The 16,494-nt window shown below is 71.5% G+C and carries 10 protein-coding genes and 1 pseudogene; 6 read left to right on the top strand and 5 right to left on the bottom strand.

Annotated elements, in window-relative coordinates:
* Positions 1-22: 22 nt before the first annotated feature.
* Positions 23-1,193 (top strand): annotated as a pseudogene (locus AC2XR2_RS40705) (lactate 2-monooxygenase).
* Positions 1,194-1,297: 104 nt separating this feature from the next.
* Here the strand turns inward: AC2XR2_RS40705 and AC2XR2_RS40700 are convergent.
* The 3 genes from AC2XR2_RS40700 to AC2XR2_RS40690 all read right to left on the bottom strand — a co-directional run bounded on the left by AC2XR2_RS40700 (position 1,298) and on the right by AC2XR2_RS40690 (position 4,195).
* Positions 1,298-2,914, bottom strand: a complete 1,617-nt coding sequence (locus tag AC2XR2_RS40700; RefSeq protein ID WP_381296667.1) for an RICIN domain-containing protein — start codon at positions 2,912-2,914, stop codon at positions 1,298-1,300.
* A gap of 654 nt (positions 2,915-3,568) precedes the next feature.
* Positions 3,569-3,946 carry a hypothetical protein gene (locus AC2XR2_RS40695; RefSeq protein ID WP_020134791.1) on the bottom strand — a complete coding sequence of 126 codons (378 nt, stop codon included), beginning with the start codon at positions 3,944-3,946 and terminating at the stop codon, positions 3,569-3,571.
* Positions 3,947-3,949: 3 nt separating this feature from the next.
* On the bottom strand, positions 3,950-4,195 hold the full coding sequence (locus AC2XR2_RS40690; protein ID WP_030323130.1) for a hypothetical protein: 246 nt from the start codon (positions 4,193-4,195) through the stop codon (positions 3,950-3,952).
* A gap of 169 nt (positions 4,196-4,364) precedes the next feature.
* Between AC2XR2_RS40690 and AC2XR2_RS40685 the strand changes: the two genes are divergently transcribed.
* The 3 genes from AC2XR2_RS40685 (at position 4,365) to qcrB (ending at position 7,666) form a co-directional block, all read left to right on the top strand.
* Positions 4,365-5,087, top strand: a complete 723-nt coding sequence (locus AC2XR2_RS40685; RefSeq protein ID WP_491517881.1) for a 2OG-Fe(II) oxygenase — start codon at positions 4,365-4,367, stop codon at positions 5,085-5,087.
* A 144-nt stretch (positions 5,088-5,231) separates the two neighbouring features.
* The gene (gene sigJ, locus AC2XR2_RS40680; protein WP_491517880.1) at positions 5,232-6,140 is read left to right on the top strand and encodes an RNA polymerase sigma factor SigJ; all 909 of its coding nucleotides are present in this window, start codon (positions 5,232-5,234) and stop codon (positions 6,138-6,140) included.
* Positions 6,137-7,666, top strand: a complete 1,530-nt coding sequence (gene qcrB / locus AC2XR2_RS40675; protein ID WP_381296672.1) for a cytochrome bc1 complex cytochrome b subunit — start codon at positions 6,137-6,139, stop codon at positions 7,664-7,666. The genes sigJ and qcrB overlap by 4 nt, the downstream gene beginning before the upstream one ends.
* Here qcrB and AC2XR2_RS40670 read toward each other — a convergent pair.
* Together AC2XR2_RS40670 and AC2XR2_RS40665 are read right to left on the bottom strand one after the other, a co-directional pair.
* Entirely contained in the window at positions 7,611-9,854 is a 2,244-nt protein-coding gene (locus tag AC2XR2_RS40670; RefSeq protein WP_491517879.1) for a glycoside hydrolase family 9 protein, read from the bottom strand. The two genes, qcrB and AC2XR2_RS40670, sit on opposite strands and share 56 nt — an antisense overlap.
* Positions 9,855-9,951: 97 nt before the next feature.
* Positions 9,952-13,050: a glycoside hydrolase family 2 TIM barrel-domain containing protein gene (locus AC2XR2_RS40665; RefSeq protein WP_491517878.1), complete on the bottom strand. Its 3,099-nt coding sequence runs from the start codon at positions 13,048-13,050 to the stop codon at positions 9,952-9,954.
* A 257-nt stretch (positions 13,051-13,307) separates the two neighbouring features.
* Between AC2XR2_RS40665 and AC2XR2_RS40660 the strand changes: the two genes are divergently transcribed.
* Positions 13,308-15,689, top strand: a complete 2,382-nt coding sequence (locus AC2XR2_RS40660) for a SpoIIE family protein phosphatase (RefSeq protein ID WP_491517877.1) — start codon at positions 13,308-13,310, stop codon at positions 15,687-15,689.
* A 95-nt stretch (positions 15,690-15,784) separates the two neighbouring features.
* Positions 15,785-16,438 carry a DUF4232 domain-containing protein gene (locus tag AC2XR2_RS40655; protein WP_449353021.1) on the top strand — a complete coding sequence of 218 codons (654 nt, stop codon included), beginning with the start codon at positions 15,785-15,787 and terminating at the stop codon, positions 16,436-16,438.
* The last annotated feature ends 56 nt before the right edge of the window (positions 16,439-16,494 follow it).

Raw genomic sequence — 16,494 nt, 5'->3', positions numbered from 1 at the left:
CGACGAGAGGCGGTTCGGACGGATGGCCAAGCACTGGGCGGACTTCCAGTACGAGATCTACCTGAACGGCATGTCCGGCGCGGTGCCCCGGCTGCCCACCGACCTGACCCGGCTCGAGGAGCTCACCGAGCAGCGGCTCGGCCCCGGCCCGGTGGGCTATGTGGCGGGCAGCGCGGGCGACGGCAGTACGGCGCGGGCGAACCGGGCGGCCCTGGAGCGGCGCCGGATCGTCCCCCGCATGCTGCGGGACGTGCACGAACGCGACCTGTCGGTCGAGGTGTTGGGCCGTGCCCTGCCCGCCCCGCTGGCCCTGGCGCCGGTCGGCGTGCTGTCGATCATGCACCCGGACGCGGAGTCCGCCGCCGCCCGGGCCGCCGCCGCGCAGGGGGTGCCGTACATCCTGTCGTCGGCCTCCAGCACGCCGATGGAGCAGGTCGCCGAGGCGATGGGGGACGCCGAGCGCTGGTTCCAGCTGTACTGGCCGAAGGACCCCGAGGTGGCGCTCAGCTTCCTCGGCCGGGCGAAGGCGGTCGGGTACACGGCCCTGGTCGTCACCCTGGACACGCCGCTGCTGTCCTGGCGGCCCCGCGACCTCGACCAGGCGTATCTGCCGTTCCTGCACGGCGTGGGCACCGCCAACTACTTCTCCGACCCGGCGTTCCAGGCGGGCCTGGCCAAGCCGGTGCACGAGGACCCGAACGCGGCCGTGCTGCACTTCGTGGGCATGTTCGCGGACCCCGGCAAGACCTGGCCCGACCTCGCGTTGCTCCGGGAGCACTGGGGACGGCCCGATCGTCCTCAAGGGCGTCCTGCACCCGGACGACGCCCGGCTCGCCGCCGACGCCGGGATGGACGGGGTCGTGGTCTCCAACCACGGCGGCCGGCAGGTGGCCGGGTCCGTCGCCGCGGCCGACGCGCTGCCCCGGGTGGTGGACGCGGTCGGCGACCGGCTGACGGTCCTCTTCGACAGCGGCATCCGCACCGGCGACGACGTCTTCAAGGCCCTCGCCCTCGGCGCCCGCGCGGTGCTGCTCGGGCGGCCGTACGTCTACGGTCTCGGGCTCGACGGACAGCCCGGCGTCGAGCATGTGATCCGCTGCCTGCTCGCCGAACTGGACCTCACGCTCGCCCTGTCGGGCCACGCGACCCCGGCGACGATCGGCCCCGACGACCTCGTGGAGGACCGCGTGTGACCTCGTGGAGGACCATGTGTGGCCTCGTGGAGGACCGCGCGTGACGGGGAGGCCTCCTCGAAAGGAGACCTCCCCGTGGGGACCGGCTCGCGGCGGGACCGTCCCTAGACCCGGTCCCTGAGCTCAGCGGGCCGGGCCTGCGGGGCTTCGCTCCCGGTGACCGACAGCGAACCAGGGCTCGCGTTCGCGGCCGGGTCGGTCAGCCAGCGCTGCTGTTCCGAGCGGTCGCGGACCTTGACGACGATGTCGGCGCCCGGGTCGTCGGTGGTGGCGGCGAGGGCGAGCTGCTCGTCCCAGCGCGGGATCAACTCCCCCTGCACGGTGAGGTCGTAGCGTACGTCCTCGGCCCGCTTCGCCCGGTCGTCGGCGCACTTGCCGAGGATGACCACACCCGCGTCCACGTGCGAGTCCAGGCACAGCTCCGGGTTCGCCTCGCTGCGCAGCAACCCGTCGGTCTCGTACGACCACTGCTGGGTCACGTCGGTCGAGCAGGCCGCCAGTTCGGTGCCGGCGCCCTCCTTCACCGTGCCCCGGATGTCGAGGCAGAGGTCGGCGGCGTCGTTGCGCAGCCGGGTCACGGCCGGCGCGGTGGGCAGCTGGGCGGGGCCCGGGGTCCGGGTGGCCGTGCTCGGGGCGGTGTCGTTGCCGGTGGCGCTGGTCGAGGCGGCCGGGTCGGCGCCGTCGTCGTGCGACCACAGGCCGGAGGCGAGCATCGCCGCGAGGAGCCCCGCGGAGGTCAGGCCCACGCCGGTGAGCACCGTGCGCGAGGAGCGCAGTCCCCCGGCCCCGCCGGGGCCTCGGCGGCCGGGGGTCGGGATGCGCGCCAGGAGGCGGCGCCGTTCCGCGCCGTGCCGACCGCTCCCCCGGCCGCGCCCGGAGTCCTGGGGCGTACGCCCGGCGCGCAGTTCGAGATAGCGCCGGGCACCCCAGCCGAGCACCGCCTCGGCGATGAGGACTCCCAGCCCGCCCTCGAAATGGCTCAGTTGTTCCGCGGCGGAGCGGCAGTATCGGCACTCCGAGAGATGCTGCTGGACATCCGGCAGCAGGGCGCCGCCGCGCCGAATCGGAACGTCGAGGAGGCGGTTGTAGAAGCGGCAATCCTTGGTCGGCGCGAGTTCCCGATGGGCATGTACACATCCTTCCCGGAATTTTTCACGTGCCTGTTCGAGCGCCGCCGACGCGGTGTCGGTATCCATGCCGAGGAGTGCGGCGGGCACCGCAATGGACTCCGCCTCCACCTCGGTGTGCCACAGCAGACAGCGGGCGAGTCCGGGAAGGGACTGGAATGACCGCTCGGCGAGCTTGCGGTTTTCGGGCGTCATGGACTTCGCGGCCCGCATCCCGCGACCGCCGTTCGGTTTCACCAAGTCCGGCAGTACACCTGTTATTCGGTCCTCGGCCGTCCACTCCCTGACCGTGTCCCGCACGGCCACGAGGGTTCTGGGGCGCAGCGCGAGGGCCGGTTCGCCGAGCGCGAGGCGGTCCAGGACCTGGTGGAAGGCGGCCGCGGCCACCATGGAGGCGGTCTCGGACGGGGAGGCCAGGCAGATCACCGCGTATTCGTGGGCCGGTTTCCAGTGGCGGGCCATGAGCAGGGCGACGGACTGGGCGGCCTCACCGTCGGGACGCCCCCTGAGCCGGGCTGCGAGATCCTCGTCGGATTCTCCGGACGCGCCGCCCGGCGGCGGGTAAGGCGGGAGCGGTGGGTGGGGGGTGGGCACTGAGCGGATTCCTTCCCAGGGGCATGGGACTCACAGAAGTTCTCCTTGCCGAAAAGAAGTGCCGGACGGGGCATCCCTTTTGGGCGCGGCGTGGGAAGCACGAATTCGCCGACGCCTCTCCGCCCCGGTTCCCCACGGGACGAATGCGACTCGGCCCTGACCCCCCACACAGGTGGTTCACCCTTGCACAAGTCACTCACGGCCAACAAGGCACCTGAGCAACATCCACGTCAATTGAAAGACAGTCGGACGGCCTCGCAACTGCGTGCCCTCGTACCGGCTTTCGACATTCCATGCGCCCCGTGTGAAACCCGCGCACGCGCCGGAGCGCCGCGCACGCTCCCCCGGCGCGGCGACCGGTAGTGCACTGGTACCGGCCCTTCTCGGAGGCCCCGCGCGGAACGGCGGCTCTTCCGCGCGAAACCCCGGCCGCCGACCCCGTTCCTCCCGCCCTCGGTCGGCGGCCCCGGGGGCGGGACGGTCGGCGTCCGGCCGGGACGGCTCGACCCGGGTCAGCTTCCCCACAGCCCCGGAACCCGGGTCACCGGCCCCCGGCTCGGCGGCCCTCATCGCCTCAGCTCTGCCGGAACCCAGCCCTGCCGGAACCCAGCCCTGCCGCGTCTCAGCCCTGCCGGAACTGCGCCCTGCCGCGCCTCAGATCTGCCAGGAACGCAGCCGGTCCGCCGCGCCGTACACGTCCGTCTTGCCGGAGATCAGATCGCGGGCGAGGTCGACGAGGGCGCCGTAGGGCGGGTCGATGCCGACGCCGCTGACGAACATGTACGCCACCGCGGTGGCACAGGCGAAGCGGGCGTTGGCCGACGGTAAGGGCTTGAGCAGGGCCAGGGTGTGCAGCAGGGCGGCGGCCCGCCAGGCCGGGTCGGAGTCGACGCCGAGGCGCGGCGGATCGACCCGGTGCCGGGCGACGGCGGCGACGAGGGCCGAGAAGTCGTTGATCGTGGGCTGTTCGGGCAGGACCTCTTCGTGCCGCTGGAGCAGCCAGGGCACGTCGATGTGGACGACGGAAGCCATCGGTCAGGCGACCCGCCCCGCGCCCTTGCCGGCCGGTTCGTCCTCGGGGAAGGCGGCGGCGAACTCGTCGGCGTGGGCGGAGAAGAACCGCCGGAAAGCCTCCGCGCCTTCCTGGAGCGCCCGGTGCCGGGCGATGTCGGCCGCGGCGGCCTCCCGCACGAGGGCCTTCATCGACGTACCGCGCTCCTTGGCGATCTGGCGCAGGTCCTCTAGCTCACGATCGCTGAACTCCACGTTGAGAGCTGGCATGCCACCACGGTACCGCGCGGGTACTTGACCGTAAATATCCGCAGGTCAAGAAGGTGTCCATGCGGTACCTCAGGGCCGGGAGCGCGGTGTCCGGATCCCGCCGGACGGCCGGTGGCCGGCACCCCACACTCGAAGGCGGGCCCGCGGATCCGACAGCGAGGAGCACGACATGACCGTCACCCCCGAGCGGGCACGCGCCCGGGTCGCCGCGACCGACTGGGCCGGGCTCGCCGCCGAGTTGGACACGCACGGCTGTGCCCCGACGGCCCCGCTGCTGACGCCGGCCGAGTGCCGGGACCTCACGGCGCTCTACGGGAAACCGGAGCTGTTCCGGACCACCGTGGACATGGCACGGCACCGCTTCGGTTCGGGCGAGTACCGCTACTTCACCCACGACCTGCCCGCCCCGGTCGCCGCCCTGCGCGCCGCGCTCTACCCCCGTCTGCTGCCGGTGGCCCGGGACTGGGCGGCCCGCCTCGGCCGCCCGGCGCCGTGGCCGGACTCCCTCGAGGAGTGGCTGGAGCGCTGTCACACGGCGGGCCAGGACCGCTCGGCACAGATCCTGCTGCGCTACACGGAGGGCGACTGGAACGCACTGCACCGGGACGTCTTCGGTGACCTGGTCTTCCCGCTCCAGGTCGTGATCGGTCTGGACGAGTACGGCACGGACTACACCGGCGGCGAGTTCCTGATGGTCGAGCAGCGTCCCCGGGCGCAGTCCCGGGGCACGGCGACCGTGCTGCCCCGGGGTCACGGCGTGGTCTTCACGACCCGCGACCGCCCGGTGCGCACCCGGCGCGGCTGGTCGGCCGGGGCGATGCGGCACGGGGTGAGCCTCGTCCGCTCGGGCCGCCGGCACGCGCTGGGGATCGTCTTCCACGACGCGTCGTAGCCGCCCACCGACGTAGGCACGACGGTGGGCAGCTCGGGCCACCCCTCCCCGATGAGGCGTGGGTCACATTCCTGCCGCTCGATGTCACAAACCCGCCCCTCGGAGGCCTCGCAGTGGTGAGCGCGCGACTGGGAGGCCCACGCGATGTCCGAGATTCCCGTACCCGGTACGGAAGACCCCACCGGTGTCTTCGTCGAGCACCGAGAGCTGCTGTTCGGCGTCGTCTACAACATGCTGGGCAGCGTCACCGACACCGAGGACGTGCTCCAGGACACCTGGCTGTCGTGGTCGCGCCGGGGTGCCGGCGGAGTCGACAACCCGCGCGCCTACCTGGTGCGGATCGCCGTCAACCACGCCCTGAAGCGCCGGGCCGTGGTCAACCGCCGCCGTGAGACGTACGTCGGCCCGTGGCTGCCCGAGCCCCTCGTCACCGAGGAGACGGGCGCCGACGACCCGGCGCTGCGGACGGAGTCCGTGTCGCTCGCGATGCTGGTGGTCCTGGAGTCGCTGTCTCCGCTGGAACGCGCGGTGTTCGTGCTCCATGAGGTGTTCGGGTACGCCCACACCGAGATCGCGGAGATCATCGACCGCAAACCGGCCGCCGTACGGCAGTTGGCGCACCGCGCGCGGGACCATGTGCACGCCCGCCGACCGCTGTACGAGGCGCATCCGCGGGTGCGCCGGGAGGCGACCGAACGGTTCGTGCGGGCCGCGGTCGGCGGGGACATCGCCGAGCTGATGGAGGTCCTCGCGCCGGACGTGACGGTGTGGACGGACGGCGGCGGGATGCGCAAGCAGGCGCTGCGGCCGGTGCACGGGCGGGACAAGGCCGCCCGGCTGCTCAACGGGTACGCGAAGCGGGGCGGGGCCCACCTGGATCTGGAGTTGCGCTACCGGCGGGTCAACGGCGACGACGCGGCCGTGCTGTTCGAGCGGGACGCGCCGTACGCGGTGATCGTCCTGGACCTCACCCCGGAGGGCGACCGGGTCGCGAACCTCTTCGTCGTCACCAACCCGGACAAGCTCACGCACGTCAAGAAGGAGGAGGCGTGACCACCACGGAGCGCCCGGCTCGGACGGGCAGGGGCGAGCGGTTCTCCGGCTGGCTCGACGGCCGGCTCGGCACCCGCACCCTCGGCGCGAAGTACCTGCGCAAGGTCTTCCCGGACCACTGGTCCTTCCTGCTCGGTGAGATCTGCCTGTACAGCTTCGTCGTACTGATCCTGACCGGGGTGTGGCTCACCCTGTTCTTCCACCCGTCGATGAACGAGGTGACCTACCACGGCAGTTACACCCCGCTGAACGGGGTGCGCATGTCGGAGGCGTACGCCTCGACGCTGGACATCAGCTTCGACGTACGCGGCGGACTCCTGATCCGCCAGCTGCACCACTGGTCGGCGCTGATCTTCGTCGCCGCGATGCTCACGCACATGATGCGGCACTTCTTCACCGGCTCGTTCCGCAAACCGCGCGAGGTCAACTGGCTGTTCGGCTGGGCCCTGTTGTTCCTGGGCCTGTTCGAGGGCCTCTTCGGCTACTCGCTGCCGGACGACCTGCTGTCGGGCACGGGCCTGAGGTTCGTCTACGGCGCCACCCTGTCGGTGCCGATCGTCGGGACGTACCTCGCGCTGTTCCTGTTCGGCGGCGAGTTCCCGGGACACGACATCGTGGCCCGCTTCTACTCGCTGCACATCCTGGTGATCCCGGGCATCATGGCGGCCCTCGTGGTGGCCCACCTGATCCTGGTCGTCTACCACAAGCACACCCAGTTCGCGGGCCCCGGGAAGACCGAACGCAACGTGGTCGGCACCCCGTTCTTCCCGGTGTACCTGGCGAAGGCGGGCGGCTTCTTCTTCCTGGTGTTCGGAGCGCTCACGCTCATCGCGGCTGTGGCGTCCATCAACCCGGTCTGGTCCTACGGCCCCTACCGCGCCGACCAGGTGTCCACGGGCGCCCAGCCGGACTGGTACCTCGGATTCGCCGAGGGCCTGGTGCGGGTGATGCCGGGCTGGGAGATCACTCTGTGGGGCCACACGCTGATCCTCGGGGTGCTGATCCCGGTCGTGATCTTCCCGCTGCTGCTGGTCTTCATCGGCGTCTACCCGTTCCTGGAGGCCCGGTTCACCAAGGACAGGCGGGAGCACCACCTCCTGGACCGCCCGCGCAACAAACCGGTCCGTACGGCGATCGGCGCGTCCTGGATCAGCCTGTACCTGATCCTGCTGGCGGGCGGCGGCAACGACATCGTGGCGACCCGGCTCCACCTGTCGATCAACACGGTCACCTGGGCGGTGCGGATCGGCATGTTCGTCGTCCCGGCGGTCGTCTTCGTCGTCACCCGGCGCATCTGCCTGGGCCTGCAACTCCGGGACCGGGAGCTGGTGTTGCACGGCCGGGAGACCGGCGTGATCAAGCGGCTGCCGCACGGTGAGTACGTCGAGGTGCACCAGCCGCTCGATCAGGCCCGGCTCCACACGCTCACCGCGCACGAGCGGCCCGGTGAGCTGGTGGAGCATGCTCAGGTCAGCCTTGATCCGCCACGAAGGACGCCATCCGGGTCAGGGCCGAGTTCCAGTTGATGGTGTGCTCGTTGGTCGACCAGGACTGGATGTCGTCGATGTAGCAGAACTGGCCGACGCAGCCCTGGAGTTTGCTCTGTGCGTAAGGGTCCTGGATGGAGGAGTTCGGCCCGCCGGCGAGGGTGCCCTTCGGCGGGTTGGGCTGGCTCGGGTCGAGCTGGTGGGCGTACCAACGGGCGTGCTGGTTGTGGGAGTTGACCTCGCCGTAGCCGGTGACGTACGAGATGTTCAGGGCGTTGCGGCCGAAGAGGTAGTCGATGCCCTGGAGCGCGCCGTCCCGGTACTTCGAGGCACCGGTGATGTCGTAGGCGGTGGCGATGACGATCCCGTTGTGCAGGATCTGGTGGTTGGAGCCCCAGTCGTAGAGGTTGCCCTCGGGGGCGTAGGGCATGCCGTACGGGTGGGCCTTCAGGGTGGCCAGGTAGCGGTCGGCGCCCTTGACCACCGACTGGCGGACCTTGTCCCGGCCGGGCAGCTTGCTCGGCACCGTCGCCAGGTCCAGCCGGGCGGCCACGGCCGTGCGGGCCCAGTCGTAGCCGACGGGGACGAAGATGTCGGCGGTGTGCACGGGTGAGGCGAGGACGTGGTCCTGGAAGGCCTTCTCGCCCGTGGTGAGGTACAGCTCGGCCGCCGCCCAGTAGAACTCGTCGGTGACGTTGTTGTCGGCGTAGGTGCCGCCGCCGGTGCCGTCGCTCTCCGAGGCGTACAGGTCGGGGTGGGCGAGGGCGGCGGTCCAGGCCTTGCGGGCGGCCGCCAGGGCCTTCGCCGCGAACGCCTTGTCGTACGGCTTGTACAGGCGGGCGGCCTGCGCGGCCGTCGCGGCCAGGTTGAGGGTCGCCGCGGTGGACGCCGGGTGCAGCTCACGCTTCTGCGGGTCCTCGCTCGGCAGCAGCGGCAGGCCGGTCCACTGCTCGTCGTGGATCTTGTGATGGGCCATCCCGGCCAGCGGCTGACCGTCCGGGACCTGCATCTTGAGCAGGAACTCCAGCTCCCAGCGGGCCTCGTCGAGGATGTCCGGGACCTTGTTGCCGCTCTCGGGGATGGCGAGGCTGCCGTCGCCGAGTTTCGCCGGCTGTCCGGTGCGGGCCAGCAGTTCGCGTTCGTAGGTGCTCAGCACCTCCCACGTGGAGATGCCGCCGTTGACGACGTACTTGCCGTGGTCGCCGGCGTCGTACCAGCCGCCGGTGACGTCGAGGGTGTAGTCGCACACGCCCGGCTGGCAGGGCACGTCCTTGTCGCCCTGGTTCGGGGCCACGTTCACGTGTCCTGCGGCGCGGCCGTAGCCCGGGCGCAGGTCGTCGCGGATCGCGATGCCGCTGCGCTGGGTGTAGTAGTACTTCGCCGCGTCGAGGCGGAGCTGCTCGTAGGCCGAGGCGCCGATGTCGAAGGGCCGGCTGGTCTCGCCGTCGGCGACCAGGGTGAACCCGGTCCCCTTCTTCCTGTAGGCGCCGAAGTCGATCGAGTGGACGTTCTGCCCGGAGGAGGCGTCTACGCCGCGCGGCACGGTCGAGCCGTGGGCGACGACGGCACCGGAGGCGTTCTTCAGCTGCCAGGGCAGCTTGGCCGTGGCGTCGGTGACCAGAGTGGCGTTCTTGGGTCCCGCGGGCAGATAGGCGACCTGGTTGACCCGCACGCGCGGACCGGTGTCGGGCTCGTACACCTCGGGCGGGACCCCGCCCAGCAGGGACGCGTCGTCCATGCAGAAGCGGAACGGGTCGGCGCTGCCGCCGACTTGGAAGCCGACCTGGCCCTGGGCGGTGTCGACGGGCGAGGTGAACGTGTACGCGTAGGAGTTCCCGGACACGCTCAGCTGCGGACTCACCTCGAACCAGGTGTCGTAGGGCGCCACTTGCAGCCCCACGATCGCCCGCACGACATGCCCCTCGGGCGAACCCTTCGCGGTGAAGGAGAACTTGTACGACTCCCCCTTCACCAGGGTCACGTCGTTCTGGCCGACGGCCGCGTCCCAGCGGTTGGCGGTGCCGCCCGGGATGTCCGCGCAGAGCTGTCCGTCGGACAGGCCGGCGGTGACGTTGCCGGTCGTCCACCAGGGCGCGGTGGTGGTGTCGAAGGTGCCGTTCTTGAGCTGCTCGACCTCGTCGGCGGCGGCCGGGGCGACCGGCGAGGCCACAAGTGCCGCTCCCAGCAGGGCGGTCAGGGACAACAAGGCGGTTCTGCGTCTGTTCACGTCCGGGCTCCTCGGGGGAGGTGCGGGCGGGCGCTCGCGATGGGAGCGCTCCCAACTGACGGTCGCAGGACATGCTTGTTGCAGCCATGACACGGCGTCAACTACCGGGCAGCTCCAACTTGGCGATCCGCACCGACCCGCCTGCCCCTCCCGGGTGCGCGCTCGTCATCGTGAGCCGGATCCGGGAGCCGCGCACGGAGCCGAAGGTGATCACCGTCGGCTGGTCGGAGGCCGTGGCCCAGTCGACGGAAGGACCTATGACCGGCACGTACGCCGAGCCGTCCCACACCGCGACCTCGACGGCGGCGGGCAGGCTGTGCGTGGCGCTCAGGGTGAAGGACACCTCGACCCGGTCGAAGGTCCTGGTGCGTCCGAAGTCCACCGAGACCCAGTCCTCGGCCCGCGCGCCGCTGAAGGCGGGCAGCAGGGCGGTCGCGGCCTTGCTGAAGGCGTTGGACCAGCCGGTGGCCGGGTCGCCGTCGAGCATCGCGGCCGGGAGGGTGTCCGGGCGGCCGGAGTAACCGGCGTCCGCGACGGGGTAGTTCGGGGGCGCCGGATGGTCCGGGGTGAAGGCGGCCGGCTCGGTGACGGCGGCAGACCGGGCCGGGGTGGTCCGCACCTTCGTCGTGCCGGTGCGCAGTCCTTCCGCGCTCGCCGTGATCTTGAGGACACCCGGTTCGGATCCGGCACGGACGATCGCGAGGGCCTTTCCGTGGAAGGCGGTCCGGGTGCTCGCCTGATAGCGCTCGGCGCTCTCCTCCCGGCCGTTGTCGAGTCCGGCGAGCGAACCGCCGGTGACGGCGAAGGAGATCAGGTGCTCGGCGTCCGGCACCATCACACCCCGCGCATCGACGACGTCGGCGGTGACGAAGACCAGTGACCGTCCGTCGGCTGCAAGGGACGTGCGGTCCGGGGTGAGTCGTACGGCATGCGGCTTTCCGGCCGTGCGCAGCACATCGGTGGCGACGGCCTTGCCGTTCCTGCGGGCCACGGCCTTCAACTCGCCCGGGGAGTACGGCACTTTCCACGTCAGGTGGAGCTTGCCCGCGCTGCCGTTCGGGCTGGTGTAGCTGCCCGGGTAGGGGCCGTCGGTGAAGGTCTTGTCGTCGCCGGTGGCCTCCGTGGTCTCCAGGTAGGTCCGGCCGTCGGTGGTCTTCTTGGTGTCGAAGGTCCGGGTGCCGAGGGACCTGCCGTTGAGGAACAGCTCGACCTCGGGGACGTTGGCGTACGCCCACACCTCGACGGTGTCGCCCTTCTCGTGGTTCCAGGTCATCGGGAGCAGGTGGACCATCGGCTCCTCGGTCCACTGGCTACGGAAGAGGTGGTACATGTCCTTCGGGAATCCGGCGGTGTCGACCGCGCCGAAGAAGGACGCCTTCACCGGGAAGACGTCGTACGGCGTGGGCTCCCCGATGTAGTCGATGCCGGACCAGAGGAATTGCCCGGCGAACCACTTGCGGTCCCGGTCCTTCTTGTGGCCGTACTCGCCGCTCATGGTCCAGGAGGCGAGGTTGTTGTCGTAGGAGGAGGTGTTCCGCCTGCCCGGGGTGTGGTTCTCGCCGGTGTTGAGGTGCTCGGGCTCCTGGTAGGCGCCCCGGGTCGAGGTCTCCGAGGACGACTCGGACTCGAAGAGGAAGAGGTGCGGGTAGGCGGCGTGCAGCTGGTCCACCGACTTGGCGGTGTTGTAGTTGAGCCCGAGACCGTCCAGCTTGGCCAGCATCAGGTCGGCCGCCGACCCCTTGGCGGGCAGGCGGCGGTACTTGTCGGAGCCGATGATCAGCGGACGGGTGTCGTCGGCGGCCCTGATCGCGGCGATGATCCGGTCGGCCATGGCGAGCCCGGCGGTGGACGTGGAGTCGGGGATCTCGTTGCCGATCGACCACATCAGCACGGCGGGCGAGTTGCGGGCCGCGAGGACCATCTCGGTCGCGTCCCGCTCGCACCACTCGTCGAAGAACCGGCCGTAGTCGTAGCGGGTCTTGGGGGTCTTCCAGCAGTCGAAGGCCTCCACCAGCATCACGATGCCCAGTTCCTCGCAGACCCTGATCATCTCCGGGGAGGGCGGGTTGTGGGAGGTGCGGAATGCGTTGACGCCCATCGACTTCATGATCGTCATCTGCCGGCGGATCGCGTCGACGCTGACGGCCGCGCCCAGGGCGCCGAGGTCGTGGTGGAGGTCGACACCCTTGATCTTGTGGTGGGTGCCGTTGAGGTGGAAGCCCTCGTCCGGGTCGAAGCGGAAGGCGCGGAAGCCGAAGGGGGTGCGACAGGTGTCCGTCGTGGTGCCGCCGACGCGCAGTTCGGTCCGCACGGTGTAGCGGTGGTGCGGAGTCGCCAGGTCCCACAACTGCGGCTCGGGGACGGTGAGTTCGTGGGTCTCGGTGGCCCGGTCGGTCACGGCGACCGTGGAGGACGTCCGGGCGACCGTACGGCCGCGGGGGTCGACGATCCGGGTGACGACCTCCACGTCGGTGCCGGCCCCCGAGGTGTTCGCCACCGACGTCGCCACCCGGACCAGGCCCCGCTTCGCGGTGATCTCCGGGGTCGTGACGCGGGTGCCCCAGCGCTCCACGTGCACCGGTTCGGTGACAACCAGCCGGGCCTCGCGGTAGATGCCGCTGCCCGAGTACCAGCGGCTGCTGGGGAGCCGGTTCTGCACCTTGACGGCGATCGCGTTCTCGGTCGCGCCGTCGGTGTGGAGCAGGTCGGTGAGGTCGAGGGCGAAGCCGGTGTAGCCGTAGGGGTGGCGGCCGACCTCGGTGCCGTTGCAGTACACGTACGCGTCCATGTAGACGCCGTCGAACTCGACCGAGACCCGCTTGCCGACGAAGGCGGGCGGCAGGGTGAAGGCGAGGCGGTACCAGCCGAGGCCGCCGGGGAAGAACCCGGTGCCGCTGGTCGTGCCGTGCTGCGTGGTCGGGGCGAGTTCGATGCTCCAGTCGTGCGGCACCGCGACCTCGCGCCACCCCGAGTCGTCGTAGCCGGGGGCGGCGGCGTCCGCGTACTCCCCCGTCGGGTCGGTGACCCCGCCCGGGTCGACGAGCGCGAAGCGCCAGCCGTCGCGCAGCGCGACCGTACGGCGGCCGGACGCGCTCCCCGCGGACTCGGCGGCCTGCGCCACCGGGGTGGCCAGGAGCACCCCCGCGGCCGGTGCGGCCGTGGAGGCGAGCAGAACCGATCTGCGCGTGACCGTCATGGCGACTCTCCCTCATCGCGGCCCAGAAGTGCTCACAACTGATCGTGAACAAACACAATCTGACGGTGAGCCACATGCGGCCGTCAAGGGTGCGGTGAGCGGCTTCTGCCCCGTGCGCCACGTCGGCCGGATTTCCCCCTTGACCGGCGTCCGGCGGTCGACAGGGGTTCGTCGTCCGCGTGCGAGCGCGACGCACTAGTCTTGGAACCCAAGTGACCTGTTTGTTCACTGAGCGTGCGCGCAATGGAGTGGCGACGATGACCCTCGTGTACCCGTTCGACGACGCGGCGACGGCAAGGGCCGTCGTCGGCGAGGACGGCACGCTGGTCGCGTGGAACGCCGGCGCGCAACGGCTGCTGGGCTGGTCGCCCGCCGAGGTGGTGGGCAGACCCGCGGTGAACCTCCTGGTCAGCGGGGGCGAGGAGGTGCCCGGAGGACCGGTGGGCGCCCGCTGGGACGGCGTCCTCACACTGTGCCACCGCGACGGCACCGCCGTCTCCGCGTGGCTGCTCGCCCACCACCGGCACTCGGCGGACGGCGGCCCCGGGCACTGGCTCGTGGTCACCCCGCTGGACTCCGACGGTTCCCACGCCCCCGACGACCCGCTGGGCGAGGCCGCCCTGACACAGTCACCGTGCGCCGTCGCCGTCTACGACGAACGGCTGCGGCTGCGCCGGATCAACGACGCCATGGCCGACGTGATCGGCCTGCCCGAGAAGCGCATCCAGGGCCTGCGGCTGTCCGAGATCGGGGGCAAGCAGCAGAGCGAGGAGCTGGAGGAGCATCTGCTCCAGGTGCTCACCACCGGCCGGGCCAAGGACGTGCAGACCTACATGCGCACCGGCGGCGAGGACACCGCGCACGCCTGGCTGGCCCGGATGGCGCCGGTCACCGACCCGGCGGGCCGGGTGCGGGGCGTGTGCCTGGCCGCCCACGACTTCACCGACAACTTCCTCGCCCGGGAGCGGCTTCAGCTGGTCAACGAGGCGAGTGTGCGCATCGGCACCACCCTCGACGTCACCCGGACGGCCCAGGAGCTGGCGGACGTCTGCATTCCGGCGCTCGCCGACTTCGTCAGCGTCGACCTGCTGGACCCGGTGGAGAACGGCGAGCCGCCGGCGAGGCTCGACGCACCGATCGAGCTGCGCCGGGCCGCCCACCAGTCGGTGGAACCCGGCAACCCGTTGGCGGTGATGAAGCCCGGCCACAGCGAGCTGTATCCGGCCACCTCGCCCCAGGCCGACTCTCTGATGGCGAACCGCACCATCGTCGCCACGGTCGCCTCCGGGCGCCTGGACCAGTGGCTCAACTGGAACCGGACGCGCGCCGAGCGGGTCAAGGAGTACGGCATCCACTCCACGATGTCCGTGCCCATCCAGGCCCGCGGCCAGACCCTCGGCGTCGCCGTCCTCACCCGATACCGCCGGCCCGACCCCTTCACCTCGGACGACGTGCTGCTGGCCGAGGAGATCACCGCGCGCGCCGGGATCTGCATCGACAACGCCCGCCGCTTCTCCCGCGAGCGTGAGACCGCCCTCGCCCTCCAGCGCAGCCTGCTGCCCCGCTCGCTGCCGCGCACGGCCGCGGTGGAGGCGGCCTCCCGCTATCTGCCGGCCGCGCGGGCCGGGGTGGGCGGCGACTGGTTCGACGTGATCCCGCTGTCGGGGATGCGGGTCGCGATGGTCGTCGGGGACGTGGTCGGTCACGGCATCCAGGCCTCGGCGACGATGGGCCGGCTGCGCACCGCCGTCCGCACCCTCGCCGACATCGACCTGGCCCCGGACGAACTGCTCACCCACCTCGACGACCTCGTCGTACGGCTGTCCGCGGAGGCCGGCGGCGAGGGCAGCCCCGGAGAGGTCGGGGCCACCTGTCTCTACGCGGTCTACGACCCGGTGTCGCGGCGCTGCACGCTGGCCCGGGCCGGGCATCCGGCGCCCGTGCGGCTGACGCCGGGCGGGGTGGCCCGCGAGGTCGACCTGCCGGCGGGGCCGCCGCTGGGGCTCGGCGGGCTGCCGTTCGAGTCCGCGGACCTGGATCTGCCCGAGGGGAGCGTGCTGGCCCTGTTCACGGACGGGCTGCTCGAGTCCCGGGAGCGGGACGTGGACGCCGGTCACGCGCTGCTGCGCGAGGCCCTGGCCGCCCCCTCCGACTCCCTGGAGGAGACCTGCGACCGGATGCTGCACTCCCTCCTGCCGTCGGGCGGCTCCACCGACGACGTGGCGCTGCTGCTGGCCCGTACCCGGGGGCTGCCCGCGTCCCAGGTGGCGACCTGGGACATCCCGGCGGACCCGGCGCTGGTCGGGCCCATCCGCAAGCAGGTCGTGGAACAACTGGGCCGCTGGGACCTGAGCGACGCGTCGTTCACGGCCGAGCTGGTCACGAGCGAGCTGGTGACGAACGCGATCCGCTACGGCGCCCGTCCCATCCGGCTGCGGCTCATCCATGACGCGACCACGCTGATCTGCGAGGTCTCCGACACCAACCACACCGCCCCGCACCTCAGGCGCGCCAAGACCTGGGACGAGGGCGGCCGGGGTCTGCTCCTGGTCGCGCAGCTCACCCAGCGCTGGGGCAGCCGGCACACGGCCGACGGCAAGACGATCTGGGCGGAGATCGGCCTCCTCGACGAGGAGTGAGCGAACCGTTCCGGGCCGCGCCGCGTCGGACCCCGATGACGGGGTACGAGGCGCCGTACGGCGCGGATGCGTGAGATCTCCGGGAGTGTGGAGACATGACGAACAGGTTCCTCGGGGTACGGCGAGCCGCTCTGGTCGCGGGTTCGGTCGCGCTGCTCGGGCTGATGGCGGGCTGCGGCAGCGACGACGGGACGAGCGCACCGAGCACGGGGCCCGCCACCAGTGCGTCCGCCTCTCCCACGGAAGCGGCGAGCAGCGTGCCGAGCGGTGTCCCCACCGACGCGGTGAGCAACTCCCTCACCCCGTCCGCGTCTCCGTCACCGGCCTCCGGCACCCGCTGCCACACCTCCGAGCTCAGCGCCTCCGTCGGCCGCAACAACCCCGGCGCGGGTCAGGAGAACTTCCCGGTCGTGCTGACGAACGAGTCCAGCCGCACCTGCACGCTGTACGGCTACCCGGGCGCCGCGTTCGTCGACGCGTCCGGCAAGCAGCTGGGCCCGGATCCCAAGCGGTCCTCCGGTGAGCCGGAGACCGTGAGGCTCGCACCGGGCGGCAGTGCCTGGGCCGGGCTGTCCTTCGCGAACCCCGAGGTCAGCGGGGCGGGAACGGCCACGCCGGCCGCGCTCGTGGTGACCCCGCCGGACGAGGAGGACCCGCTGAAGGTGACCTGGAAGGGCGGCGAGGTCCCGGTGTCCGGCAACGAGTCGTCGGTGCGGCTCATCCCGTTCAGCCCGGGCACCGGGGCCTGAACGATCGAGGTCGGGCCCGACGAGGTCGGGCATCGAGGTCGAGGTCGGGGGTATCG

Source organism: Streptomyces sp. LS-MS-L19 (assembly GCF_058382285.1).
This window is presented reverse-complemented; position numbering and strand designations above follow the sequence as displayed.